Genomic DNA, 25,867 nt, shown 5'->3' on the forward strand with positions numbered 1-25,867 from the left:
GCGCCCCCCCCCCCCCGCGCCCCCCTCCGCCGCGGCGCGGCCGCCCAGCCCGCCGCGCGCGTCGGGGGGCCCCGACGCCCCGGCGGATGGCCGACGGCCACCCCGGCGGGCAGCGGCACCCAGCCCGCACCCCCGTCCAGCGGCGCCCCCACGCCCGCGCCTGGTCCACAGCCCACAGCGCCCCCGTCCGCTCCCCCCGCGGACGCGGCCCCCGCCTATGCCCCCCCGAGCGGCGGCCTCGACCCCCGCATGCTCTGGCCGAACATCCTGGAAGCGGTCAAGAACCGTCGCCGCTTCACCTGGATCCTGCTCAGCCAGAACGCCCACGTGGCCGGCTTCGACGGCACCACCCTCCAACTCGGCTTCGTCAACGCCGGCGCGCGCGACAACTTCGCGAGCAGCGGCAGCGAGGACGTCCTGCGGCAGTCACTGGCCGAGCAGTTCAACGTCCAGTGGAAGATCGAAGCGATCATCGACCCGTCCGGCGGAGGCTCGGCACCCCCACCGACCGGCGGTTCCTCCGGCTTCGGCGGGGGAGGAGGCGGTGGCTACGGCGGCGCGGGCACCGGCGGCTACGGCGCGGGCGGCAACGCCGGCAACAGCGGCTACGGCGGTGGCGGCGGTGGCGGTACGACCGCCCAGCGCCCGTCCCCTCCTCAGTCGACGTCCACGGCGCCCACCCCACCCCCGACGGCCTCGTCGGCTCCGGCACCCACGGCGGCCCCCACCCCGGCCTCCAGGCCTTCCTCCGCCCCGGAGCCGCCGCCCCCGGTCGCCCCCGAGGACGACATCCCCGAGGACGACGACCCCGACCTCAACGAGTCGGCCCTCTCCGGCTACGACCTGATCGTGCGGGAACTCGGGGCGACGGTGGTCGAGGAGTTCACGAACGAGTAGGGCGTTTCCGCTGCGCGCCCCCAGGTCCGGCAGCCAGAACCCCGGCCCCGACTTGGAGGAACGTACAGGTCACCAACCCCCCGGCCGCTCGGCACCTCGCACAAGAACCCCGTTAGGCTGACCCCCGTGAAGGTCCTCGTCATCGGTAACGGCGCCCGCGAACACGCCCTGTGCCGCTCCTTGTCCCTCGACCCCGACGTCACCGCGCTGCACTGCGCCCCCGGCAACGCCGGCATCGCCGAGGTCGCCGAGCTGCACCAGGTCGACGCCCTGGACGGCAAGGCCGTGTCCACGCTGGCCACGGAACTCGGCGCCGACCTCGTCGTCGTAGGGCCGGAGGCACCGCTCGTCGCCGGGGTCGCCGACGCCGTGCGCGAGGTGGGCATCCCGGTCTTCGGGCCCTCCGGGGAGGCCGCGCAGATCGAGGGATCCAAGGCCTTCGCGAAGGACGTGATGGCATCGGCCGGCGTCCCGACGGCCCGCTCCTACGTCTGCACGACCCCCGAAGAGGTCGAAGAGGCACTGGACGCCTTCGGCGCGCCGTACGTCGTCAAGGACGACGGTCTCGCCGCAGGCAAGGGCGTCGTCGTGACCGCCGACCTGGAGGCGGCCAGGGCGCACGCCAACGCCTGCGAGCGCGTCGTCATCGAGGAGTACCTGGACGGCCCCGAGGTCTCCCTGTTCGCCATCACCGACGGCGACACCGTCGTCCCGCTCCAGCCCGCCCAGGACTTCAAGCGGGCGCTCGACGGGGACGAGGGCCCGAACACCGGCGGCATGGGCGCGTACTCCCCGCTCCCGTGGGCGGACCCGAAGCTGGTCAGCGAGGTCATGGAGACGGTTCTCCAGCCGACCGTCGACGAGATGCACCGTCGCGGCACCCCCTTCTCCGGCCTGCTCTACGCCGGTCTCGCGATCACCTCGCGCGGCGTACGGGTCATCGAGTTCAACGCCCGCTTCGGCGACCCCGAGACCCAGGTCGTCCTGGCCCGTCTGAAGACCCCGCTGGCCGGGGTCCTGCTGGCCGCCGCCACGGGCGACCTCGCCGACCTGGAGCCGCTGCGCTGGAGCGACGACGCCGCGGTCACCGTGGTCGTCGCCTCGCACAACTACCCCGCCACCCCGCGCACCGGTGACCCGATCACCGGCCTGGACAAGGTGGCCGCCGAGGACGCCCCGCACGCCTACGTCCTGCATGCCGGCACCAGGCAGGACGGCGACGCGATCGTCAGCGCCGGCGGCCGCGTCCTGTCCGTCACGGCGACCGGCAAGGACCTCACCAAGGCCCGCGACCGCGCCTACGAGGCCGTGTCCCGCATCCACCTCGCCGGCTCCCAGCACCGCACGGACATCGCCGCGAAGGCGGCGGAGGACGCGTGACGATCCGCTAGGACCCCGCGGAGCCATTCGTGAGGACTCCGGCGTAGCCACCCGCGAGACCCTCGCGCGAACCCCTGTCTGACGCCGCGAGCCCCCCGCAACACCACGCGAGCTCCCGCCCGCGATAAACCCCGAAGGCCCCGAATCCGTCTCTGGATTCGGGGCCTGACGCTTGCCCGACCCGATGGTCCGGCCCCCGGGCCAATTCCCGGGGCCGTGACTGGACTTTGGTCAGGATCCGGGGCCTGACCCTAGCTGTCCGTCATCCACCTCTCCCCAAAGCCATTCCATCGAGTGACCGATGCCCCATCCGGCTGACGTGGGTCGAAGCCCCAACTAGGGTGCGGCGCAAAGCGTTCCGGCACTTGGCCCACCGGCATTGCGATGTCAGTGGCGGGTGCCACAGTGGGGGAGTGAGCAAAGCCAGGACAGTTCGGACAGCCAGGGCAGCGCGGAGGGGGTGAGGTCCGGCCGTGACCGGAATGGGTGTGGAGGCGGGTGCGCAGGCAGCGCGTGCCCGGGCCCTCGCCGTGCTGCGCATCCGCAGCCGCGCGCTAGCGGTGGCCCTGCTCCCCGCGGCGTTCGCCGTCGTGCTGCTCGTCGGCGCCTCCACCGACCACCTCGTCGGCCCGGGCTGGCACGCCGCCCGCTGGGTGGTGACCCCGGTCGCCGTCGTCGTCCTGCTCGTCGCCGCCGTCGTCGCCCTGGTCGTCGCCCGCGCCCGCCCCGCCGTCACCCCGACGGTCCCGATAGCCGAGGAGCAGGCCCCGGACCTGTACCGGCTGGTGCGCGACCTCGCCGACCGCCTCGACGTCCCCGCCCCGTCCGCGATAGCGCTCACCCCGGACTGCGACAGCTGGCTGGAGGACCGCACCCACCCGTCCCACGGCCCGCCGGCCGAGGACCACGACGAGGAGGGGGCCAACGGCCTGCGCGGCGGAGGCACCCGCGGCGCCCATCGCCGTACGCCCGCCGCCCCCGTCCTGGTCATCGGCTCCCCGTTCCTGTGGTGGATGCGCGTCGGCGAGCTGCGCGCGGTCCTCGCCCCGGTCGTCGCCGGTACGGGACCCTCGGCGCACCCGGACATAGCCCAGGCCCGGCGCTTCGTCCGGGGTCTGGACGCCGCCGTGGCCGTCGCCTCGACGCGCGGCCGCTGTCTGGGGTCGCGGACGGTGTGCGCGGGCCTCGGCTGGATCGTGCGGCTCCTGCTGCGCAGCTGCCGGGAGCACGCCACCGAGATGGAGCGGGGCGTGGCCGCCGCGGCCGCCGAGCGTGCACAGGCTGTGGATTACGGACTGCGGATCGTCGCCCAGGAACAGGTCGGGCTGGCGTACGCGGGCTGGGACCGGCTGCTCACCCGGGTCGCGCTGCCGGCCTGGCGGATGGGCCGCTGGCCGTCCCGGCTGGACGCGGGCGTCGTCGCCGCGCTCACCGAGCTGTCCCGCCGGGACCGTCTGGCCGAGGGCTTCGCCTCCCGGCTGGGTGAGCGCCCTGCCTGTGACCTGCTCGAAGAGCCCGGCGCGGTCGACGAGGCCACCTCCCTGCTCGCCGCCCGCCTCTTCCACGGCGGCCCCGCCGAGACCGGCCCGGACTGGTCCCCGGTGGACTGGCAGGAGTACCCGGAGGAGGTCGTCGACCGGAAATGGCGCACCGACGCGGCCCGCCTGCACCGCGTCCTCGACGCCCTCGGCGTCCGCCGCACCACCGACGGCACCCGCTCGGAGACGGACGCCTCGGACGGCCCGACCCTGGCCCGCGTCATGGACCACCTGGCGACCCCACCGCCCTCCACGGCGCCCCGGCCCACCGACGCACCCGCCACGGACGCACCGGTCCCCACCGCGCCCACCACCACAGCACCCACCACCCCCAAGGCCCCCAAGGCCCCCTACGCCTCCATGGCCGAGGACGCCCTCGAAGAGGACCAGGAAACCGAACGAAGCTCCGCCCTCGCCGCAGGCATCACCGCCGAACTGGCCCGAGAGGAAGCCGCGACGCCCGCGGAGCACAAGGCGGCGACCCCCGCCCCCGGCACCACCCTCCTGGACACCGGCGCGCTCCCCCTCTTCCCGCTCCAACCACCCCGCACCGCCCGCGAGTTGCTCACCGACCACGTGACCGCGATGGTGTGCTGCGCCGCGATGGACACCGCCGGTGCGACCCCCGGCCTGGACTGGCTCGACGGCCCCACCCTCCTCGTCGACGGCGAACGGGCGGCCGATCTGACGCCCAGGGTCCTCAGCCTCATCGAGGACGGCGACCCCACGCCCCTGCGCGCCTGGCTGGTGGAGTCGGGCATACGCCCGGAGAAGCCGGTACGCCTGGTCTGACCTCAGCACCCGGTCGGAACCCCTGGTACCCGGTCGGAACCCCCGGTTCCACTTTCGGTTAATTCGCAACGAATAGTGACAGGATGCGTGCGGAATGTGATGTGCTGGGATCGATAGCGCATATGGCAAGGGCTTACGACATACGACAGGCACACAAAAGCCCCCGCCAGGCGACAGAAACCGCAAGCGCAGACACGGTGCGTCCGCACGGCACACGGCACACAGCACACGGCACACGGCGCTCGACGCGGACGCACCACCACGGGGGCACGAGGGAGGGGTACGGCCATGGGATCCGAGCAGATCCGCCGCTGGGAGTCAGGAGCACTCGCGCACGCCGTGACGGACCCCTTCGGACAGGGCCCCGTCCCCTGGCTGCGCGGCAACGTGACGTACTTCGACGACACCGGCCAGGTCGTCCCCTGGTACGTCGACGGCCAGGCGCACCCCCCGACGGCGGACACCCCCAGGGTCCCCGCCCCCCGAAGCGCCGGCCCGCGCTCCGCCGACGACGTCCACCGCCAGATCAAGGGTTTCACCTCCACCGGCGCGGTCACGCCCGGCGAGGCCGTCGACTTCCACATCACCGTCGACCCGCCGCAGGAATTCGCCGTCGACATCTACCGCATCGGCCATTACGGCGGTGACGGCGCCGCCAAGATCACCACCAGCCCCCGCCTCTCCGGCATCGTGCAGCCCCCGCCGCTCACCGCCGACCGCACGGTCTCCTGCCACCACTGGTGGCTGTCCTGGCGCCTGCAGGTCCCGTCGTACTGGAGCATCGGCGCGTACGTCGCCGTCCTCACCACTGCCGACGGCTACCGCTCCCACATCCCGTTCACCGTCCGCGACGACCACCCCGCGGACCTGCTCCTGCTGCTGCCCGACGTCACCTGGCAGGCCTACAACCTCTACCCCGAGGACGGCCGTATCGGCGCCAGCCTCTACCACGCCTGGGGCGACGACGGCCGTCTGCTCGGCGAGTCCGACGCCGCCACGACCGTCTCCTTCGACCGCCCGTACGCGGGCGCGGGCCTGCCCCTGCACGTCGGCCACGCCTACGACTTCATCCGCTGGGCCGAGCGCTACGGCTACGACCTCGCCTACGCCGACGCCCGCGACCTGCACGGCGGCCATGTCGACCCCACCCGTTACCGCGGCCTGGTCTTCCCCGGCCACGACGAGTACTGGTCGACGAACATGCGCCGCACCGTCGAGCTCGCCCGTGAGAAGGGCACGTCCCTGGTCTTCCTTTCCGCCAACTCCATGTACTGGCAGGTGGAGTTGGGCCCCTCCCCGTCCGGCGTCCCCGACCGCCTGCTCACCTGCCGCAAGCGCAAGGGACCCGGCCGCCCCGTGTTCTGGCGGGAGATCGACCGCCCCGAGCAGGAACTGATCGGCATCCAGTACGCGGGCCAGGTCCCCGAGCCGCACCCCCTGATCGTCCGCAACGCCGACCACTGGCTGTGGGAGGCGACCGGCGCCCACGAGGGCGACGAGATCGAGGACCTGGTCGCGGGCGAGGCCGACCGCTACTTTCCGCGCACCCCGCTGCCCGAGCACGAGGAGCGCATCCTGCTCGCCCACTCCCCGTACACGGACAAGGAGGGCGCCCTCCGCCACCAGGAGACGTCCCTCTACCGCGCCCCCTCCGGCGCCCTGGTCTTCGCCTCCGGCACCTTCGCCTGGTCCCCGTCGCTGGACCGCCCGGGCCACGTCGACGCCCGCGTCCAGCGCGCCACCGCGAACCTCCTGGACCGCATCTGCAAGCGTGACTGAGCCCACCCAGCACACCCCCCGTCACTCACCCAGCGCACCCCCAGCACACCCCGAGTCCAAGGTCAGCGGCCCATACGGGACAATCGACCCGTTGGACAGAACCACGGGGAGGAACCGTGTCCGGATTCGTAGAAAAGCCCGAGCCGATCCAGGTCCCGGGTTTGGTGCATCTGCACACCGGCAAGGTGCGCGAGCTGTACCAGAACGAGGCGGGCGACCTCGTGATGGTCGCCAGCGATCGCATGTCCGCCTATGACTGGGTGCTGCCGACCGAGATCCCCGACAAGGGCCGCGTCCTCACCCAGCTCTCCCTGTGGTGGTTCGACCAGCTCGCCGACCTGGTCCCCAACCACGTCATCAGCACCGACGTCCCGGCCGGCGCCCCCGCCGACTGGGCGGGCCGCACCCTGGTCTGCAAGTCGCTGAAGATGATCCCGGTGGAGGCGGTGGCCCGCGGCTACCTCACCGGCTCCGGCCTCGCCGAGTACAACGAGTCGCGCACCGTCTGCGGCCTCGCCCTCCCCGAGGGCCTGGTCGACGGCTCCGAGCTCCCCGCCCCGATCTTCACCCCGGCCACCAAGGCCGCGGTCGGCGAGCACGACGAGAACGTCTCCTACGAGGAGGTCGCCCGCCAGGTCGGCCCCGACACCGCCGCCCGGCTGCGCCAGGCGACCCTCGCCGTGTACTCCCGCGGCCGGGACATCGCCCGCGACCGCGGCATCATCCTCGCGGACACCAAGTTCGAGTTCGGCTTCGACGGGGAGACGCTGATCATCGCCGACGAGGTCCTCACTCCGGACTCCTCCCGCTTCTGGCCCGCCGACCAGTGGGAGCCGGGCCGCGCGCAGCCGTCGTACGACAAGCAGTTCGTCCGCGACTGGCTGACCTCGCCGGCCTCCGGCTGGGACCGCAGGAGCGAGCAGCCCCCGCCGCCGCTGCCGCAGGAGATCGTGGACGCGACCCGCGCGAAGTACGTCGAGGCGTACGAGCGCCTGACGGGCACCAGCTGGGCGTAACGCAAAAGGCCCCCGGTCTCCCGGGGGCCTTACTGGAGCGAACGACGAGGTTCGAACTCGCGACCTCAACCTTGGCAAGGTTGCGCTCTACCAACTGAGCTACGTTCGCATGCGCCGAAGCGCGAGACCCACTATACCCAACCCCGCTCCCGCGCGAGACGCACCGCCGCGTGCCGGTTCTCCGCGCCGAGTTTCGACACGGCGGACGACAGATAGTTCCGCACCGTCCCCTGGGACAGCGCCGCCCGCTCCGCGATCTCCGCGACGGGCGCCCCGTCGGCGGCGAGTTCCAGCACCTCGGCCTCCCGCACGGTCAGCGGCGAGTCACCGGAGGCGATCGCGTCGGCGGCCAACTCGGGGTCGACGTAACGGTTTCCGGCGTGCACGGTACGGATGATCTCCGCGAGCCGCTGAGCGCTGACGGTCTTCGGGACGAACCCGCGCACACCCGCCGCAAGGGCCCGCTTCAGATGCCCGGGCCGCCCATGACTGGTCACGATCAGTACCTTGCAGCCGGGCAGTTCGGCACGCAGGGATGTGGCGACCTTCACACCGTCGGCCCCGGGCATCTGCAGGTCGAGGACGGCCACGTCCGGCTCGTGCGCCCGTGCCATCGCCAGCGCCTCCGGCCCGCTGGCCGCCTCGGCGACGATCACGAGGTCGTCCTCCAGCGAGAGCAGCGTGGCGAGCGCGCCCCGGATCAGATGCTCGTCGTCGGCGAGCAGCAGCCGCACCGGCCCGCTCATACGGCGGCCTCGCGCACGCCCGCCCCCGCCAACGGCACCTCGGCCACCAGCCGGAACACCCCCGCCTCCCCTGGGCCGGCCTCCAGGGTGCCGTCCACCGCGGCCAGCCGCTCCCGCAGCCCGGCGAGACCGGAGCCTCCACCCCCGTCGGAGGCTCCGGCAGCCCCGTCGTTCTCCACCGTCAACACCACACGTCCCTCCCGCACCCGCACCGCCACCGCGCACTGCCCGGCATCCCCGTGCCGCAGCACATTGGTGGTCGCCTCCCGCACCACCCAGGCCAGCGCCGACTGCACCTCGACCGGCAGCCCGGCCGCCTCCCCGGTCACCTCGCAAGCGATCCCGGCCGCCGTCAACACCCCCTGCGCACCGGCGAGTTCGACCGCCAGATCGGCCTCCCGATAGCCCCGTACGACATCCCGCACCTCGCGCTGCGACTCCTGCGCGATCCGCTGCACCTCGATCATCTGCTCCACGGCCTCGGGCCGCCCCCGCCGCGCGAGCTGCACGGCGAGCTCGCTCTTGAGCGCGATGACCGCCAGATTCCGCCCCATCACGTCATGCAGATCCCGCCCGAACCGCAGCCGCTCCTCGGCGACGGCGAGCCGGGCGCGGGTCTCGCGGGCCTCGTCGAGCTCGTAGACGGACCTGAGCAGCCAGACGGAGAAGACGGCCGTGAAGGCGACGAATCCACTGCCGGCCAGCATGATCGGCGCCACGATCAGCGCGGCGAGAACGGACCCGCTCATCGCGAGCACGGCGAGCCCCGAACCCGCGGCGAAGCCCGTGACGAGGGCGTACACGCGCCTGCGCCGCCGCAGACCGAGTGCCATGATGCCCACGCCGAAGACCATGATGACGCCGAAGACGCTGCCCGACGCGGAGTCGACGCCGTCCCCCTTCGGACCGTGTTCGGCGACGCCGAGAGCCGTGACGACGACCACCGCGGTGGCGGCGCCGAGCGTCCACAGCAGCGGTATGGGCTGCTCGCGCCTGCCGCACACCCAGTCCACCGCGTGCGACACCGTCAGGGCGCAGATCGCCGCGTGCGCGCACACCAGGAACATCAGCCAGGCACCCAGCGGTCCCGCGATCTCGCCGGTGACCGGCAGCCCGGCCCCGGCGATCTCCATCACCGCGAAGAAGTGGAACGACCCCCGCGTGTACGTCTCCACCTTCGCCGGGGTGCTCTTCCCCCGCCACCATGTGCCCGGCCCGCGCATCCCGCCGCTCTCCCCCTAGGTCAACGCCGCGGTTCCCACCGGAACCACCGCTGTACAGCAAACACGCCCAGGGCAGTCCAGGCCAGCCCGGTCACCAGCGGGCCAATCGCCTCGTACGCCGACAGCTCGCCGGTCCAGGCGCCCCGCATCAGGGTGATCGCCGGGGTCAGCGGCAGCAGTTCGCACACCGACGCCATCCGGTCCGGCAGCACCTCCAGGGGGATGAACATCCCGGAGAAGATCATGGAGAGGAAGGTCACGGGCAATGTCGTGACCTGCGCACTCTCGACGCTGCGGGTGAAGGAGGAGGTCACCGCGGCGAGCGACACGCACACGACGAGACCCAACAGCAGGCCCAGTACGGCGAGATGGGGAGCGCGGGGCGCACCCACGTCGAGCAGGACGACACAGCCGACCGCCAGCACCGCGGACTGCGCGAGACCCGTGGACACGGCCGGCAACGCGGCCCCGGCGAGGATCTCGCGGTCCCGCAGCTCGCCGGTGCGCAGCCGCTTCAGGACGAGTTCCTCGCGCCGGGCGGTGTAGACGCTGACGAGCGTCGCGTACACCGCGTAGAGCAGCGAGAAGCCGATGGAGGCGGGCAGGATGACCGTGCCGAGGGTGAGGCCCACCTCCGCCAGGTCCATCTGCTTCACCGCCTCTCGCGCGCTGAAGGGCAGGATCAGCGGCACGAACAGCGCCGCGAACAGTGTGCCCCTGCTGCGCCCGAGCAAGGTCAGCTCGGCCCGCGCCAACGCCGCCATGCGCCCCGCCGGGGTGGTCGTCGCCGTACTCATGCCGCGTACTCCTTCGTCCCGGCGGCCTCCGCCGCCTCCCGCGCGATCCCCAGGAACGCCTCCTCCAGCGACGCCGACCGCGCATCCAGCCGCCGCAGCTCTACACCGGCCGCGTCGGCCCACACCAGCAGCCGTGTCGCGGTCCGCTGCAACTCGTGGGTCCGCAGCCGTACGACCCGCCCCTCGACCTCGTGCCCGCACACCCCGATCTCGTCGAGCGGCGGCAGATCGCCCACGAAGTAGCCGTGCGGCAGCTCGAAGGAGATCCGCGACGGCTGGGACGCGGTCACCTCGGCCGGCGTCCCGGTGGCCGCGATCCGCCCCTCGTGCAGGATCGCGAGCCGGTCGGCGAGGTTCTCGGCCTCCTCCAGATAGTGCGTGGTCAGCAGCACGGTCGTACCAGTGTCCCGCAGCCCCCGCACCAACTCCCAGGTGTCCCGGCGCCCTTCGGCGTCGAGCCCGGTCGTCGGCTCGTCCAGGAACAGCACCTCGGGATCCCCGAGCAGCGCGAGCGCCAGGTCCAGGCGCCGCCGCTCACCGCCGGACAGCTGTTTCACCCGAACGCCGGTCTTCCCAGCCAGCCCGACCAGCTCCAGCACCTCCCCCTCGGGCCGGGCGCCGCTGACACACCCCGCCCACATCCGCGCGGTCTCGGCGACGGTCAGCTCGGACGGAAACCCGCCCTCCTGCAACATCACCCCGGTGCGCGGCCGTACGGCGGCCCGTTCGGCGTAGGGATCGTGGCCGAGCACCCGCACCTGCCCCTCGGCAGGTTGGGCGAGCCCCTCCAGCAGCTCGACGGTGGATGTCTTGCCCGCGCCGTTGGTGCCGAGCAGCGCGAAGACCTCGCCGCGGTCCACGGAGAACGAGATTCCGCGCACCGCCTCGAACCCGCCCCCGTACACACGTCGCAGGTCAGTGACCTCAATCACGTGTTCGTGTTCGTTGGTGTTCATGGCACCAGCGTCCCGGCGATCCGGGGCCGGCAGCAGTGCGCGCTGTCACCACTCCGCATGACAAATGTCAGTCGGACGGGCAGGGCACATGAAAAAACCCCGGTTCACTGAACCGGGGTTTCTATCGAGAGCGGACGACGAGGCTCGAACTCGCGACCTCAACCTTGGCAAGGTTGCGCTCTACCAACTGAGCTACGTCCGCATTGCCCCCGACCAGCTCTCACTGACCGGTGCGAGCACCAGCCTACCTGATCCACATCTGTGGTCCGTACGGCGGTGCAGAGCGGGTGACAGGAATTGCACACTGCGCCTTCCCCCTGGAAGGGGGATGTTCTACTACTGAACTACACCCGCAAGCCTCCGCGAGCTGGGCTTTTTCTGCCCCGCCCGGCGGCGTGCTCCAGACATTAGCTGATCAGCAGGGGGGTAGCGCAAGTCGGTTGTCGCACCGGCTCCCGCCCGGCCCAAGTCTGCCGCCCTCAGGGTCCGCTGACGGACCCTGAGGACACGCCCTGGTTCACCTCACTGCGCCGAGGCGAACGCCTCGTAGACCTTCTTGGGGATCCGGCCGCGGGCCGGCACCTCCATCTTGTTGGCCTGCGCCCAGGCGCGGACGGCCGCCGGGTCGGGGGCGACCTCCGTCTGCTTGTACGCCTTGCCTGACTTCGACCGCTTGCGGCCGGCTTCCACGTAGGGCGCGAGCGCCTTACGCAGTTTCTTGGCATTGGCTTCATTCAGGTCGATCTCGTACGACTTGCCGTCGAGTCCGAAGGCGATCGTTTCCGCCGCTTCTGAGCCGTCGATGTCGTCAAAGAGAGTGACCACGACCTTCTGCGCCACGAATATCGGTCCCTTCGTACGGCACGTTGACAATTCATTTGTACCGTGCCCGACAATGCAATGTGAAGCTCGACTAAATCCTCCCGCGTGTCCGAGCGCAATAGGTATCGGGTGTCGATCTGGGATCTTTTCCGGAACTTTTCGCCGCCAGGACACCTACCCTCTACCACGTGAGGGCCGTCACGTAGCTTCCTACAAGTCGACGCGCGTAGAAATTTTGTGCAGGTAGTCTGAAACCACTGCAGGAACCTGCTCAGCACCACACCACCGGGAGTGCACGTGGCACGCGTCGTAGTCGACGTCATGCTCAAGCCGGAGATCCTCGACCCCCAGGGCCAGGCGGTGCAGCGCGCACTGCCGCGACTGGGTTTCGAAGGCATCTCGGACGTCCGTCAGGGAAAGCGTTTCGAACTGGAAGTTGACGGGCCGGTCGACGAGGCCGCGCTCGCCCGCATCCACGATCTTGCGGAATCCTTCCTCGCCAACACCGTGATCGAGGACTTCACCGTCAAGGTTGAGGAAGTCGCGGAGGCCGCGAAGTGACCGCTCGTATTGGCGTCGTCACTTTCCCGGGGAGTCTCGACGACCGGGACACCCAGCGCGCGATCCGCCTCGCGGGTGCCGAACCGGTTGCCCTCTGGCACAAGGACAAGGACCTCAAGCAGGTCGACGCCGTGGTGCTGCCCGGCGGTTTCTCCTACGGCGACTATCTGCGGGCCGGTGCCATCTCCCGGTTCTCGCCGGTGATGGAGACCGTCATCGAGCAGGCGAAGGCCGGCCTTCCGGTCCTCGGTATCTGCAACGGCTTCCAGGTCCTCACCGAGGCCCACCTCCTCCCGGGCGGGATGCTCGGCAACGACCACCTGCACTTCATCTGCCGCGATCAGAAGCTGCGGGTGGAGAACGCGGACACCGCCTGGACCAGCGACTACGAGAGCGGCCAGGAGATCTACATCCCGCTCAAGAACATGGACGGCCGCTACGTCGCCGACCAGTACACGCTGGACAAGCTGGAGGGCGAGGGGCGGGTCGCCTTCCGTTATCTGGACTTCAATCCGAACGGCTCGCTCAACGACATCGCCGGCATCACCAACGAGGCCGGCAACGTCGTAGGCCTGATGCCGCACCCGGAGCACGCCGTGGAGCCGCTCATCGGCACCGGCCGTACCGACGGCCTCCCCTTCTTCACCTCGATCCTCAAGAAGCTGGTCAACGCATGAGCCGGACGCCTCTGGACACGGTCGAGCACGCGGCCGCGACCCCCGACGTCGAGCTGCCCTGGGCCGAACTCGGTCTGAAGAAGGACGAGTACGAGCGGGTCGTGGAGATCCTCGGCCGCCGGCCCACCGGTGCCGAGCTGGCCATGTACTCCGTCATGTGGTCCGAGCACTGCTCGTACAAGAGCAGCAAGGTGCACCTGCGCCAGTTCGGCGAGAAGGCGCCCGAGTCGGACGCCCTGCTCGTCGGCATCGGTGAGAACGCCGGTGTGGTGGACGTCGGCCAGGGTTACGCCGTGACCTTCAAGGTCGAGTCGCACAACCACCCGTCGTACGTCGAGCCCTACCAGGGCGCGGCGACCGGCGTCGGCGGCATCGTGCGCGACATCATCGCGATGGGCGCGCGGCCGGTGGCGGTCGTGGACCCGCTGCGGTTCGGTGCGGCCGACCACCCCGACACCAAGCGGGTGCTGCCGGGTGTCGTCGCCGGTATCGGCGGCTACGGCAACTGCCTGGGCCTGCCCAACATCGGCGGCGAGGTCGTCTTCGACTCCTGCTACCAGGGGAACCCGCTGGTCAACGCCGGTGCCATCGGTGTGATGCGGCACGAGGACATCCACCTCGCGAAGGCTTCCGGCGCGGGCAACAAGGTAATCCTGTACGGGGCCCGTACGGGTGGTGACGGCATCGGTGGTGCCTCGATCCTGGCCTCCGAGACCTTCGACGACGCCAAGCCGTCGAAGCGCCCCGCCGTCCAGGTCGGCGACCCCTTCCAGGAGAAGCTGCTCATCGAGTGCACCCTGGAGGCGTTCGCCGAGAAGCTCGTCGTCGGTATCCAGGACCTCGGCGCGGCGGGCCTGTCGTGCGCCACGTCCGAGCTGGCGTCGAACGGCTCCGGCGGTATGCGCGTGACCCTGGACGACGTACCCCTGCGTGACTCGACGCTCTCGCCCGAGGAAATCCTCATGAGCGAGTCGCAGGAACGCATGTGCGCGGTCGTGGAGCCGGAGAAGGTCGACCGGTTCCTGGAGATCTGCGAGAAGTGGGACGTCATCGCCACCGTCATCGGTGAGGTCACCGACGGCGACCGGCTGGAGATCTTCTGGCACGGCGGCAAGATCGTCGACGTCGACCCGCGGACCGTGGCGCACGAGGGCCCGGTCTACGAGCGGCCGTACGCCCGCCCCTCCTGGCAGGACGAACTGCAGGCCGACGACCCGGACAAGCTGGCCCGGCCGGCGTCCTCGGACGAGCTGAAGGACCAGGTCCTGAAGCTGGTCGGCTCCCCGAACCAGGCCAGCAAGAAGTGGATCACCTCGCAGTACGACCACTTCGTGCAGGGCAACACCGTCCTCGCCCAGCCCGAGGACTCCGGCATGATCCGCATCGACGAGGAGACCGGCCTCGGCGTCGCCATCGCGACGGACGGCAACGGCCGGTACGCCAAGCTGGACCCGTACGCGGGCGCCCAGCTGGCCCTCGCCGAGGCGTACCGCAATGTCGCCACCACCGGCGCCAAGCCGCTCGCCGTCTCCGACTGCCTGAACTTCGGCTCCCCGGAGGACCCGGCCGTCATGTGGCAGTTCGCGGAGGCCGTGCGCGGACTCGCGGACGCCTGTCAGCAGCTGGGCACGCCGGTGACCGGCGGCAATGTGTCTCTCTACAACCAGACTGGCGAGGCGGCCATCCACCCGACCCCGGTCGTGGCCGTCCTCGGCGTGATCGACGATGTCGCGCGCCGCACGCCGGTCGCCTTCCAGGAGGAGGGGCAGCTGCTCTACCTCCTCGGCGACACGCGTGAGGAGTTCGGCGGTTCGGCCTGGTCGCAGGTCGTGCACGACCACCTCGGCGGGCTGCCGCCCAAGGTCGACCTGGAGCGTGAGCGCCTGCTCGCCGAGATCCTGATCTCCGCCTCCCGCGACGGCATGATCGACTCCGCGCACGACCTGTCCGACGGCGGTCTGATCCAGGCGGTCGTGGAGTCGGCGCTGCTCGGCGGCAAGGGCGCGCGTCTGGTCGTACCGGACGGGCTCGACGCCTTCACCCTCCTCTTTTCCGAGTCGGCGGGCCGCGCGGTCGTCGCCGTGCCGCGCTCCGAGGAGGTCCGCTTCAACGACATGTGCGGTGCGCGGGGCCTGCCGGTCACGCGTATCGGTGTCATCGACGGCGACTCGGTGGAGCTCCAGGGCGAGTTCGCGCTCACGCTGGAGGAGCTGCGCACGGTGCACGAGGAGACCATCCCCGCGCTGCTCAAGTAGGCAGCGGGTTCTACGGCTCCGAAGCCCCCGTCCGGTTCGCCGGGCGGGGGCTTCGTCGTGCGCCCACTCACGGCGCCCATGCCCACACCTCGGTTGCACGTAATTACGTAGTTCCGTAATATCGACGTGTGGAGATCGAACAACGCGTCGCCGACCTGGAACGACGGCTGACCGCGCTGGAGGACGCCCAGCGCACCGCGCCCCGCCTCGGCGAGGGCGACTTCTGGGCCCTGCAGGGGTTCAAGGACCAGCTGGCCGAGCTGGGGGCGGCCGACGGAGGAGTGCTGTTCACCGGTGCCGTACGGCTGCCGACCGGGGAGCACTACGAGTGGCAGCACGGCGCCCTGACCGCGGACCTGCTGGACGGCGACTGGACCGAGTCCGCCGAGTCGTTCGCGGCGCTCGGGCACCCGGTCCGGCTGCGGCTGCTGCGCGAGATCGTCGGCGGTCGGCGCACCGCGGCCGAGCTCGCCGAGCTGGACGAGGTCGGCACGACCGGCCAGATCTACCACCACCTGCGCCAACTGACCGGCACGGGCTGGCTGCACACGACCGGCCGGGGGCGTTACGAGGTGCCGCCGGGGCGGGTCGTACCGCTGCTGGTGGCGCTGTCGGCGGCTCGTCCGTAACAGCGACCGACCACGACCGACCGCGACCGACTGGGGGAACCGACCATGACCGCACGCAAACTGGCCGCCATCGCCTTCCGAGGGCTGCAACTGACCTTCCTCGGCCTGATCATCGTCCACTTCGCACTGGACCTCGGGTATCCGTGGTGGTGGAACTTCCTGCCGCTCGTCCTCGCCTACGCGATCCTCATCGCGGCCCGCCTCCTGGGCGGCGCCCCGGACAGCCCTCGCGCGGCCGGCGCGGCCCGGGAGCCGGTCGAGGTCGGGCCGCCGGTCACCGGCCGCTGGACCGCGCTGAACAGCCCGGCCGACCGCACGCCGAGCCACGGCACGCACGCGTACGGCCAGACGTACGCCATCGACATCGTCGCCGAGCCCGAGGAGGGCGCCCGCCCCGGCTTCCGGTGGCTGTGGCCCATCGCCCGCCGCAACAGCGCCTTCCCCGCCTTCGGCGCCCCGCTTCTCGCGGTCGCGGACGCCACCGTCGTACGGGCCGCCGACGACCAGCGCGACCACCTGAGCCGCACGTCCTTGCCGGGGATCCTGTACCTCATGCTTCTGGAGGGCTCCGTACGCGGCCTGCTCGGCGTCAAGCGAGTCGTCGGCAACCACGTCATCCTCGACCTCGGCGACGGCACCCACGCGCTCTACGCCCATGTGCGGCGCGGCTCGCTCGCCGTCCGTGCGGGCGACCGGGTGCGCGCGGGACAGCTCCTCGCCCAGTGCGGGAACTCGGGCAACTCCTCCGAGCCGCACGTCCACTTCCAGCTGATGGACGGCCCCGACCCGGACACCGCCCACGGCATCCCGTTCACCTGGCGCGGCATCGGCGTTCCCCGGAACCGGGAGGCGTTCGAGGCACCGACGACGGCATCGCAGCCCGCATAGGGTGCCGTTCATGTCCCCGGCCAAGAAGCGCACCCGCACCTACGACGCCGCCAAGATCCGCACCGCGATCCTCGCCCAGTTCGGGAACGTACGGCAGGCCGTGCGCACCCTCACCGACGAGCAGCTCGCACTCCCCACCCGGCTGCCGGGCTGGACGGTGCGGGACCTGGCCGCGCATGTGACCATGGCCGTGGAGACCGTCAGCCGCAATCTCGACCGCGACGAGCCGGCCAAGGCCGAACTGACCCTTCTGGACTGGCCGTTCGCCACCGCGGCCCGCGCCGGTGACATCGCCGACGACACCCACGACCTCGCCGCGGCCGCCCCCGACCTCGACGCCCTGTACGCCCGCACCGAGGACGGGCTCGTGCGGAAGCTGGCGGACGCCCCCGGCGACCGTCTCCTCGCCGCCCGCACCGGTGCCATGACCCTGGCCGACTACCTGGTCACCCGTACCGTCGAGCTCGTCGTCCACACCGACGACCTCAACGCCGCCGTCCCCGGCCTGGACATCCCCTACGACCGCCAGGCCCTCGCCGCCTGCACCCGCCTCCTCGCCGACGCGCTCGCCGCGAAGGCGCCCGGCGGTTCGACCGAGGTGAGGGTCCCGCCGTATGCCGTGGTCCAGTGCGTCGAGGGGCCGAGGCACACCCGGGGCACCCCGCCGAACGTCGTGGAGACCGACCCGCTCACCTGGATCCGGCTCGCGACCGGCCGGACGGCGTGGCGGGACGCGGTCGCCGAGGCCAGGGTGAGCGCGAGCGGGGAGCGGGCCGACCTGGGCGGGTTGCTGCCGCTCATGGGGTGACGCGGCGCTGATGGGCCCGGGGGCGGCAGGCGTACTCGACCGGCGGAACAAGCGGAACCAGTCCTGTGCGCTCCCCGTCCCATGGGCATGGACACACTCGGCATGGACACAAAGCGGCTGGCGGCCTTCGCCGTGCTGACCCTTCTCCCGTTCGCGGTGGCCTGCGGCAACGAGGACGCGGGCAGTGCCTCGGTCGGTGCCGGGGCGGCGGCCTCCGTCACCGGCGCCTACTGGACCGTGGACGGCGTCACTGTCGAAGGGAAGAAGAGCGACGCCCCGGGCAACGCCTACCTGCGGATCGCCGACGGCGGCAAGGTCAAGGGCAACCTCGGCTGCAACAACTTCGGTGCCGACGCGGCCTTCGCCGACAGCCATGTCAAGTTCGACAAGGTGGAGGCCACGGAGATGGCCTGCGAGGGCGTCGCCCCGGACTTCGAGCAGACCCTGGCCCGCACCCTCGCCGACGGCGACCTCACCGCCAAGGTCGAGAACGAGAAGCTCACCCTCACCACCGAGGGAGGCGACAGCATCGCCCTCAGCAAGCAGGAGGCCGCCCCGCTCAAGGGCACGAAGTGGAACATCGTCAGCCCCGACACCGGCGGCAAGGCCCACCTCACCTTCGACCAGAAGACCGGTCAGGTCAGCGGCAGCCTCGGCTGCAACAAGGTGCGGGCGACGGCGACGTTCAGCGACGGCCGTATCACGCTCGGCACGGCGTCCACCACGCGAATGATGTGCGACACCTCACTCATGCATACGGAGAAGACCCTCCTGGGTCTGTTCGACAGCACCGTGAAGTACCGGATCGATCACCGCAACATCACTCTGACCAGCGAAAACGGCGAAAGTGTAAACGCGACCGCCGCTGAGTGATCCTTTACGGGCGCGTATCCCCAATTCGGACCAGTGGTCGATCTCGCCTACACTCGGTGCCGTGCCACGTGGTGACGGTCGACTCAATCACGATCTGCTTCCCGGCGAGAAAGGCCCCCAGGACGCTTGTGGCGTCTTCGGTGTCTGGGCTCCGGGTGAAGAGGTCGCAAAGCTCACGTACTTCGGGCTCTACGCCCTCCAGCATCGGGGCCAGGAATCCGCGGGAATCGCGGTCAGCAACGGCTCCCAGATCCTCGTCTTCAAGGACATGGGCCTGGTCTCCCAGGTCTTCGACGAGACCTCGCTCGGTTCGCTCCAGGGTCACATCGCGGTCGGTCACGCCCGCTACTCGACCACCGGTGCCTCCGTGTGGGAGAACGCCCAGCCGACGTTCCGCGCCACCGCGCACGGCTCCATCGCGCTCGGCCACAACGGCAACCTCGTCAACACGGCCCAGCTCGCGGAGATGGTCGCCGACCTGCCCAAGCAGGAAGGCGGCCGCACCCCCCGCGTCGCGGCCACCAACGACACCGACCTGCTGACCGCGCTGCTCGCGGCCCAGGTCGACGAGGACGGCAAGCCGCTGACCATCGAGGAGGCCGCCCACACGGTCCTTCCCCAGGTCAAGGGCGCCTTCAGCCTCGTCTTCATGGACGAGAACACCCTCTACGCCGCCCGTGACCCGCAGGGCATCCGCCCGCTGGTCCTCGGCCGCCTGGAGCGCGGCTGGGTCGCCGCCTCCGAGTCCGCCGCCCTCGACATCTGCGGCGCCAGCTTCGTCCGCGAGATCGAGCCGGGCGAGTTCGTCGCCATCGACGAGAACGGCCTGCGCACCTCGCGATTCGCGGAAGCGAAGCCCAAGGGCTGTGTCTTCGAGTATGTGTACCTGGCCCGCCCCGACACCGACATCGCCGGCCGGAACGTCTACCTCTCCCGCGTGGAGATGGGCCGCAAGCTCGCCAAGGAAGCCCCGGTCGAGGCCGACCTGGTCATAGCGACCCCGGAGTCCGGCACCCCGGCCGCCATCGGCTACGCGGAGGCGAGCGGCATCCCGTTCGGCGCGGGCCTGGTGAAGAACGCGTACGTCGGACGTACGTTCATCCAGCCCTCGCAGACCATCCGCCAGCTCGGCATCCGGCTGAAGCTGAACCCGCTCAAGGAAGTCATCAAGGGCAAGCGTCTGGTCGTCGTCGACGACTCGATCGTCCGCGGCAACACCCAGCGCGCCCTGGTCCGCATGCTCCGCGAGGCGGGCGCGGCCGAGGTCCACATCCGGATCTCCTCGCCGCCCGTGAAGTGGCCCTGCTTCTTCGGCATCGACTTCGCCACCCGCGCCGAGCTCATCGCCAACGGCATGTCCATCGACGAGATCGGCACCTCGCTGGGCGCCGACTCACTGTCGTACATCTCCATCGACGGCATGATCGAGGCGACCACCATCGCCAAGCCGAACCTGTGCCGAGCCTGCTTCGACGGCGAGTACCCGATGGATCTCCCGGACCCCGAGCTGCTCGGCAAGCAGCTCCTGGAGACCGAGCTGGCGGCCGGTCCGGCAGCCACGGCCGCGGCCGACGCGATCCGTCGCCCGTAAGCCCAGTAACCAACCCGAAAGATCCCAGGCAATGTCTGAGACAGTTGTGCCCGGCGGTGCTTCCTACGCGGCGGCCGGCGTCGACATCGAGGCGGGCGACCGCGCGGTCGAGCTGATGAAGGAGTGGGTGAAGAAGACCCAGCGCCCCGAGGTCCTCGGCGGCCTCGGCGGTTTCGCCGGCCTCTTCGACGCCTCCGCCCTCAAGCGCTACGAGCGCCCCCTGCTGGCCTCCGCCACCGACGGCGTCGGCACCAAGGTCGACGTCGCGCGTCAGATGGGCGTGTACGACACCATCGGCCACGACCTGGTCGCCATGGTCATGGACGACATCGTGGTGTGCGGCGCCGAGCCGCTGTTCATGACCGACTACATCTGCGTCGGCAAGGTCCACCCCGAGCGGGTCGCCGCCATCGTCAAGGGCATCGCCGAGGGCTGTGTGCTCGCCGGCTGCGCCCTGGTGGGCGGCGAGACGGCCGAGCACCCCGGCCTGCTGGGCGAGAACGACTTCGACGTCGCCGGCGCCGGTACGGGCGTCGTGGAGGCCGACCGGCTGCTCGGTCCGGATCGCATCCGTACGGGTGACGCGGTGATCGCCATGGCGGCGTCCGGCCTTCACTCGAACGGGTACTCGCTGGTCCGCCACGTCCTGCTGAACCAGGCCGGTCTCGCCCTGGACGCGCAGATCGAGGAGCTCGGCCGCACCCTCGGCGAGGAGCTGCTGGAGCCCACCAAGATCTACTCGCTGGACTGCCTGGCGCTCACCCGTACCACGGACGTGCACGCGTACAGCCATGTCACGGGTGGCGGTCTGGCCGCCAACCTGGCCCGGGTGATCCCGGACGGCCTGCACGCGATCGTCGACCGCTCCACCTGGACCCCGGCCCCGATCTTCGACCTCGTCGGGAAGACGGGTCAGGTCGAGCGCCTGGAGCTGGAGAAGACCCTGAACATGGGCGTCGGCATGATCGCGATCGTCCCCGAGGAGTCCGCCGACGTGGCCCTGGCCACGCTGGCCGACCGCGGGGTCGACGCCTGGGTCGCGGGCGAGATCACGGACCGCGGTGAGCACACCACAGGTGCCGCCATGGTTGGCGACTACGCGAACTGAGACCGGCGCGACAGCAGCGCAAAACCCGGTCCGGCGGGTAACCGCTCAGGACCGGGTCGGGCACTGCTGGGTAGTCAAGCGCCGCGGCGTTGTTGCGACGTGGGACCGGACTCGTCGTCCTCGTCCTCATCGTCGTCGTTGTAGAGATCCGCGTACTGGGCGTACGGGTCGTCTTCCTCGTCTTCGTCGTCCTCGAACGGCTCGCCATTCGGCGGCTGGCTCGAAGTCGAAGCGCCCAGCTCATTGGCCAGACGCGACAGGTCAGTCCCGCCGCTGCTGTACTTCAGCTGGCGGGCGACCTTCGTCTGCTTGGCCTTTGCCCGGCCGCGCCCCATGGCTCGACCCCCTCGGATACGGGGCTCGGTGGCCCCAGAGTCTTGACACGCGTTCATGATCTGGAACGGGCTCTCCTCGGAGAGACCGGTCCGTAGGGCTTCCACGGTACCTGAGCCCGCGCCCATACGGTACGTCGCCCGCAGGACGTGCCCGGGCCCAGAACCCTCGGGGCGCCCTGTCCCCGCTGGTCAACCACGATTTTAACCACTTCTTGGCGGCCGACCCGCCGACGAACGTGAGAGTTCTCTCTAAGTGTGCGCCGACGGGTACCGGTCAAACCCCGTCAGCGCGTCTTGCGCGCCGACGCGGCCTCGTGCATCCGCTGCTCGGCGATCCGGTCGGCCGCGGCGGCCGGCGGGATTCCATCCGCCTTCGCACGTGCGAATATGGCCAGCGTGGTGTCGTAGATCTTCGCCGCCTTGGCCTTGCACCGGTCGAAGTCGAAACCGTGCAGTTCGTCGGCGACCTGGATGACACCGCCGGCGTTCACCACGTAGTCGGGCGCGTAGAGGATCCCGCGGTCGGCGAGGTCCTTCTCGACGCCCGGGTGTTCGAGCTGGTTGTTGGCGGCACCGCAGACGATCTTCGCGGTCAGCGCGGGCACGGTGTCGTCGTTCAGGGCACCGCCCAGCGCGCAGGGGGCGTAGATGTCGAGGCCCTCGGCGCGGATCAGGGTGGCGGTGTCGGCGACGGCCGTCACACCCGTCGGATGGGCGGCGAGGATCCGGCCCACGGCCTCCTCGCGCACATCGGTGATGACGACCTCGGCGTCCTCCGCGCGCAGGTGCTCCACCAGGTGGTGGCCGACCTTGCCGACGCCCGCGATGCCGATCTTGCGGCCGCGCAGGGACGGGTCGCCCCACAGGTGCTGGGCGGAGGCGCGCATGCCCTGGTAGACGCCGAAGGCGGTGAGCACGGAGGAGTCGCCGGCGCCGCCGTTCTCGGGGGAGCGTCCGGTCGTCCAGCGGCATTCGCGGGCCACGACGTCCATGTCGGCGACGTACGTACCGACGTCGCAGGCGGTGACGTAGCGGCCGCCGAGCGAGGCCACGAACCGGCCGTAGGCCAGCAGCAGCTCCTCGCTCTTGATCCGGTCCGGGTCGCCGATGATCACGGCCTTGCCGCCGCCGTGGTCGAGACCGGCCATGGCGTTCTTGTACGACATCCCGCGCGCGAGGTTCAGGGCGTCGGCGACGGCCTCTTCCTCGGTCGCGTACGGGTAGAAGCGCGTACCGCCGAGGGCGGGGCCCAGAGCGGTGGAATGGATGGCGATGACGGCCTTGAGGCCGCTGGCGCGGTCCTGGCAGAGCACGACTTGCTCATGACCCCCCTGGTCCGAGTGGAACAGGGTGTGCAGGACGCCGTGTGTTACGTCGGTCACTGTGGTGACTCCTGAAGTACGTTGCGGCGGTTGGAGCGAGCTCCCGTACGGGTGGCGGGGCTGTGAGCATGAGATTAGACCCGTCGGCGCCCGTCCAACCCGCAGAGCTCAGGATCACCTACTCCCGGAGTAGGGCCGTGCGACGATTTGCATAGTTTTCCCGCGGGTTTGTCAGCGGGTTTCGCAGGTTTTCCTGGCAGACGGCGGGGGAGGGAGCAGGCGTGCCCAAGGTGTCCTCGGTGATCGTCCCGTACGCGGCCTATCTGCGCGTCTACGAGCCGCTGGCAGCCTTCCCCGAGCCGGAGCGCAGCCACTGGGCCCGCTACGCCCGCCGCTCCGAACGCCCCTCGTACCAGGACGAACTGCGCCGCTCCCTGGCCGACTTGCTGCCCACCCCGCCGATCCCCGTCCCCGTGCACGAGAGCAGCGACGCCTTCGTGCTGGAGGTCGACGGGGTGCTGTGCGTGTGCCCGTGGCGCACCCGGCTGCGCGGCTGGCAGGCGCTCGGGGAGCTCGCCGAGGAGCTGCCGAAGCCGGTCCTGGAGGCGGTGCTGCCGCTCGTCGTACGGCGCCAGGCCGCCCAGGACTACGAGCGCTGGCTGGCCCGCAACCCGGACGCCCGGCCGTGGATCCGCACCTCGACCTGGCAGGTGCCGCTGCACTGGTTCGTGCTGGTGTCGGACGAGGAGCGGCGCTTCGACAAGGGCTCGGGCGAGATCCCGCCGGTGCTGCGCTACCGGACGCCTATGGTGCAGGCCCGGCGGCGGGTGGCGCGGGCCCTGCGGACGCTGAAGGACGCCATCGACGAAGGGCCGCTCATCGACGGTCTGGTGGACGTGGGGCGCTGGCTGGAGGAGTTCCATCCGCGCTCGCTGGTCGAGCTGGACTACGGCGGCCTGGTGCACACCCTGCCGGCCGGCGATCTGGAAGACGACCACTCGGCGGCCGACGTGGCCGAGGGCATCGACGCGCTCAGGCGCGGCGACGGGGCGGCCGCGGGGGAGGCGTACGCGCGCCTCGTGGAGCGGTGGCGGGCGGTACGGGACCGGCGTTCGGCGAACTGAGCGGCCCGGGTGCGGTCGGTTGAACCATGTGACGTGGCCCACCGTGTGATGTAACGAACTGGCGTTTGACGGAGCGCCCGTTTTGGGGTTTCGTGCTCGCTCTGAGGTTCTTGATGTCGCGTCAACAAGGGACGTAGGACCCGATCCGGGCGTATGTATCAAGGATGCGTCAACGCGCGTAAGCGTGACGGACCGCACGTACGCGGCCCTTGCGCCCCTAACCCTTCCTCGTGCCAAAATAGGACAAGGAGTCCGGGGAGGGCTCTCTCTCGACATTGCACGCTATGGGGGGTCTTGTGACTCCTGCACGCCACTGTGACTGATCGTCACAGTGGCGTGACTGTCCGCTATGGCATGGTCCATCGGCTTCCGTCGCTGATGAACACCTGGGAGGGCAATTCCATCGGTTTGGCCGACGCGGCTGGACAGATGGTGTAGTTGTAGTGCCGAGGACAAGCCGTTCGTCCTATAACCGACTCGACTCGTGTGCGCCATTTCGGGCAACGCGGGTCAAGGTGCAGAATTTAGAGGAAAGAACCGAGAAGGTTCGGTTCTCCCGAGGAGGCCGCTCATGACCGCTCGCACCCCTGATGCCGAGCCGCTGCTGACCCCGGCTGAGGTCGCCACGATGTTCCGCGTCGACCCCAAGACGGTCACGCGGTGGGCGAAGGCCGGGAAGCTTACTTCCATCCGTACGCTCGGCGGACACCGCCGCTACCGCGAGGCTGAGGTCCGCGCACTGCTCGCGGGCATCCCGCAGCAGCGCAGCGAGGCCTGAACAACTGCATAACCGGGCAAACCGGCGGTTCCCCCAACTCGCCGCGGCGCCCGAACTCTAGCTCCAAGCGACGCGGGTTCTGCCCCAACAGAGCCCACGCCCGAGCCGAACAGAGCTCATCAGGCACGCAACCAGGGTGCGTCGTGGATCGCGCTGGACTCCGCCGAGTCCAGCGCGATCTTTTTGTGTGCGGAGCGTGTGCCGGCCGGGGGTTCTGTGGCGGGTGGCCGGGGCCTGCGGAGGCGTATCGGGCGCCCCTGTGGAGCCGCCCTGGACGGTTCCTGGACGGCCCGTGGGCGGCTTCTGCACGACTGCTGCGCGACTCCTGGGTGGGCCCTGGGTGGGCCCTGGGCGGTCACTGAGCGTGCGCCGGGCGATCGCAGGAGGCTGGTGCAATTGCACATATTAAATTGACCAGTTGTAGGTGAGGTGTAAGTACCGCACTCCCGGAAACTCATGCGGTGACACCCATCACACGCCCCAGTCCTTGTTGCCTCTGGCGTGTGTGCGCTAAAAGGAGCCGCGCGTTCCAGCGCCCCATGCCAGTACGGGAGTTGACGCCCTCCGACCCGTCACGCGGTGGAAGCGGTTTCGTCCCCGCTGACCTCGTCCGGAGCCGGCCGCGGGGCATGCGGCGCGGAACCCATTGCCAGCCGCAGCAGGTGATGGCAGATCGGACAGTGCCGGGTCAGATGTCGATAGGAGGAGGCGGCTGACAGGTGCGCGCGGAGCAATGCCCGCGTTTCGTGCCGTGCCGATGCCGCCATACGCCACCTCCGGAGGGGCCACACGGGGAAGTGCCCTGACTTCTGGGTACCGAGCGAATGTGACTCCGTCAAGACGGCCTCCGTCGCGCACGGAAGCACAGAGAGGGGGGGGGGGCGGGGTGGGGGGGGGGGGCCGCGACTGTGGGGGGGGGGGGGTGGGGGGTTGCTTGGGCGGAGGCCCTCGGGCGCGGGGGGGGCGCCCCCC

23 protein-coding genes, 3 tRNA genes and 1 pseudogene are annotated in these 25,867 nt (G+C 70.6%); 16 read left to right on the top strand and 11 right to left on the bottom strand.

Going from position 1 to position 25,867, the window contains the following annotated elements:
• The 5 genes and pseudogenes from ACFWYS_RS30995 to ACFWYS_RS31015 form a co-directional block, all read left to right on the top strand.
• Window positions 1-897 (top strand): annotated as a pseudogene (locus ACFWYS_RS30995) (DNA polymerase III subunit gamma and tau); the annotation flags it as partial.
• Between the two features lie 126 nt (window positions 898-1,023).
• Window positions 1,024-2,277, top strand: coding sequence for a phosphoribosylamine--glycine ligase (purD, locus tag ACFWYS_RS31000; protein ID WP_384775942.1), 1,254 nt, complete (start codon window positions 1,024-1,026; stop codon window positions 2,275-2,277).
• Window positions 2,278-2,759: 482 nt separating this feature from the next.
• Window positions 2,760-4,607, top strand: coding sequence for a hypothetical protein (locus ACFWYS_RS31005; protein ID WP_384775986.1), 1,848 nt, complete (start codon window positions 2,760-2,762; stop codon window positions 4,605-4,607).
• A gap of 288 nt (window positions 4,608-4,895) precedes the next feature.
• Complete coding sequence (locus ACFWYS_RS31010) at window positions 4,896-6,386, top strand: N,N-dimethylformamidase beta subunit family domain-containing protein (protein WP_384775944.1); 1,491 nt, start codon at window positions 4,896-4,898, stop codon at window positions 6,384-6,386.
• 116 nt (window positions 6,387-6,502) lie between these two features.
• Window positions 6,503-7,402, top strand: coding sequence for a phosphoribosylaminoimidazolesuccinocarboxamide synthase (locus ACFWYS_RS31015; RefSeq protein WP_384775946.1), 900 nt, complete (start codon window positions 6,503-6,505; stop codon window positions 7,400-7,402).
• Window positions 7,403-7,435: 33 nt separating this feature from the next.
• On the opposite strand, the gene ACFWYS_RS31020 is transcribed toward ACFWYS_RS31015, so the two are convergent.
• From ACFWYS_RS31020 to ACFWYS_RS31055, 8 genes are all read right to left on the bottom strand, one after another.
• Window positions 7,436-7,511, bottom strand: a tRNA-Gly gene (locus ACFWYS_RS31020).
• A 22-nt stretch (window positions 7,512-7,533) separates the two neighbouring features.
• Window positions 7,534-8,148, bottom strand: a complete 615-nt coding sequence (locus tag ACFWYS_RS31025) for a response regulator (protein WP_384775948.1) — start codon at window positions 8,146-8,148, stop codon at window positions 7,534-7,536.
• On the bottom strand, window positions 8,145-9,371 hold the full coding sequence (locus tag ACFWYS_RS31030) for a sensor histidine kinase (RefSeq protein WP_384775950.1): 1,227 nt from the start codon (window positions 9,369-9,371) through the stop codon (window positions 8,145-8,147). The genes ACFWYS_RS31025 and ACFWYS_RS31030 overlap by 4 nt, the downstream gene beginning before the upstream one ends.
• A 20-nt stretch (window positions 9,372-9,391) precedes the next feature.
• On the bottom strand, window positions 9,392-10,168 hold the full coding sequence (locus tag ACFWYS_RS31035) for an ABC transporter permease (protein WP_384775952.1): 777 nt from the start codon (window positions 10,166-10,168) through the stop codon (window positions 9,392-9,394).
• Window positions 10,165-11,124 (bottom strand): ABC transporter ATP-binding protein, encoded by a 960-nt coding sequence (locus ACFWYS_RS31040; protein ID WP_384775954.1) that lies wholly within the window; start codon window positions 11,122-11,124, stop codon window positions 10,165-10,167. Before ACFWYS_RS31040 ends, ACFWYS_RS31035 begins: the two co-directional genes overlap by 4 nt.
• Before the next feature lie 129 nt (window positions 11,125-11,253).
• Window positions 11,254-11,326 (bottom strand) — tRNA-Gly (locus ACFWYS_RS31045).
• 80 nt (window positions 11,327-11,406) lie between these two features.
• Window positions 11,407-11,478 (bottom strand) — tRNA-Gly (locus ACFWYS_RS31050).
• 168 nt (window positions 11,479-11,646) lie between these two features.
• Window positions 11,647-11,964 carry an Lsr2 family protein gene (locus ACFWYS_RS31055; protein WP_030947653.1) on the bottom strand — a complete coding sequence of 106 codons (318 nt, stop codon included), beginning with the start codon at window positions 11,962-11,964 and terminating at the stop codon, window positions 11,647-11,649.
• A gap of 279 nt (window positions 11,965-12,243) precedes the next feature.
• Between ACFWYS_RS31055 and purS the strand changes: the two genes are divergently transcribed.
• From purS to purM, 9 genes are all read left to right on the top strand, one after another.
• The gene (purS, locus tag ACFWYS_RS31060; protein WP_015659417.1) at window positions 12,244-12,507 is read left to right on the top strand and encodes a phosphoribosylformylglycinamidine synthase subunit PurS; all 264 of its coding nucleotides are present in this window, start codon (window positions 12,244-12,246) and stop codon (window positions 12,505-12,507) included.
• Window positions 12,504-13,184, top strand: a complete 681-nt coding sequence (gene purQ / locus ACFWYS_RS31065) for a phosphoribosylformylglycinamidine synthase subunit PurQ (RefSeq protein WP_272124781.1) — start codon at window positions 12,504-12,506, stop codon at window positions 13,182-13,184. The genes purS and purQ overlap by 4 nt, the downstream gene beginning before the upstream one ends.
• Window positions 13,181-15,439 (top strand): phosphoribosylformylglycinamidine synthase subunit PurL, encoded by a 2,259-nt coding sequence (gene purL / locus ACFWYS_RS31070; RefSeq protein WP_384775957.1) that lies wholly within the window; start codon window positions 13,181-13,183, stop codon window positions 15,437-15,439. Before purQ ends, purL begins: the two co-directional genes overlap by 4 nt.
• Window positions 15,440-15,567: 128 nt before the next feature.
• Window positions 15,568-16,068 carry an ArsR/SmtB family transcription factor gene (locus tag ACFWYS_RS31075; protein WP_384775959.1) on the top strand — a complete coding sequence of 167 codons (501 nt, stop codon included), beginning with the start codon at window positions 15,568-15,570 and terminating at the stop codon, window positions 16,066-16,068.
• Between the two features lie 45 nt (window positions 16,069-16,113).
• Window positions 16,114-16,956 carry a M23 family metallopeptidase gene (locus ACFWYS_RS31080; RefSeq protein ID WP_384775961.1) on the top strand — a complete coding sequence of 281 codons (843 nt, stop codon included), beginning with the start codon at window positions 16,114-16,116 and terminating at the stop codon, window positions 16,954-16,956.
• Window positions 16,957-16,966: 10 nt separating this feature from the next.
• Entirely contained in the window at window positions 16,967-17,764 is a 798-nt protein-coding gene (locus ACFWYS_RS31085) for a sterol carrier family protein (RefSeq protein WP_384775963.1), read from the top strand.
• Between the two features lie 102 nt (window positions 17,765-17,866).
• Window positions 17,867-18,637 (top strand): META domain-containing protein, encoded by a 771-nt coding sequence (locus ACFWYS_RS31090; protein WP_384775965.1) that lies wholly within the window; start codon window positions 17,867-17,869, stop codon window positions 18,635-18,637.
• Window positions 18,638-18,698: 61 nt separating this feature from the next.
• Complete coding sequence (purF, locus tag ACFWYS_RS31095; RefSeq protein ID WP_384775966.1) at window positions 18,699-20,228, top strand: amidophosphoribosyltransferase; 1,530 nt, start codon at window positions 18,699-18,701, stop codon at window positions 20,226-20,228.
• 31 nt (window positions 20,229-20,259) lie between these two features.
• Complete coding sequence (gene purM / locus ACFWYS_RS31100) at window positions 20,260-21,336, top strand: phosphoribosylformylglycinamidine cyclo-ligase (RefSeq protein WP_272124773.1); 1,077 nt, start codon at window positions 20,260-20,262, stop codon at window positions 21,334-21,336.
• A gap of 74 nt (window positions 21,337-21,410) precedes the next feature.
• Here the strand turns inward: purM and ACFWYS_RS31105 are convergent, their stop codons facing one another.
• Window positions 21,411-21,671, bottom strand: coding sequence for a DUF3073 domain-containing protein (locus ACFWYS_RS31105; RefSeq protein ID WP_384775969.1), 261 nt, complete (start codon window positions 21,669-21,671; stop codon window positions 21,411-21,413).
• A 284-nt stretch (window positions 21,672-21,955) separates the two neighbouring features.
• Window positions 21,956-23,053 carry a Leu/Phe/Val dehydrogenase gene (locus tag ACFWYS_RS31110; protein ID WP_384775971.1) on the bottom strand — a complete coding sequence of 366 codons (1,098 nt, stop codon included), beginning with the start codon at window positions 23,051-23,053 and terminating at the stop codon, window positions 21,956-21,958.
• A gap of 221 nt (window positions 23,054-23,274) precedes the next feature.
• On the opposite strand from ACFWYS_RS31110, the gene ACFWYS_RS31115 reads away from it, so the two are divergent.
• Window positions 23,275-24,117 (top strand): hypothetical protein, encoded by an 843-nt coding sequence (locus ACFWYS_RS31115; RefSeq protein WP_384775973.1) that lies wholly within the window; start codon window positions 23,275-23,277, stop codon window positions 24,115-24,117.
• A 571-nt stretch (window positions 24,118-24,688) separates the two neighbouring features.
• A complete protein-coding gene (gene bldC, locus ACFWYS_RS31120; RefSeq protein ID WP_003949541.1) occupies window positions 24,689-24,895 on the top strand; it encodes a developmental transcriptional regulator BldC in 207 nt (68 codons plus the stop codon).
• Between the two features lie 572 nt (window positions 24,896-25,467).
• Here bldC and ACFWYS_RS31125 read toward each other — a convergent pair.
• Window positions 25,468-25,662, bottom strand: a complete 195-nt coding sequence (locus ACFWYS_RS31125; RefSeq protein ID WP_384775975.1) for a DUF6274 family protein — start codon at window positions 25,660-25,662, stop codon at window positions 25,468-25,470.
• Between the last annotated feature and the right edge of the window lie 205 nt (window positions 25,663-25,867).

The sequence above is a fragment of the Streptomyces sp. NPDC059010 genome (genome assembly GCF_042740355.1).
In the GTDB taxonomy this organism is placed as follows: domain Bacteria; phylum Actinomycetota; class Actinomycetes; order Streptomycetales; family Streptomycetaceae; genus Streptomyces.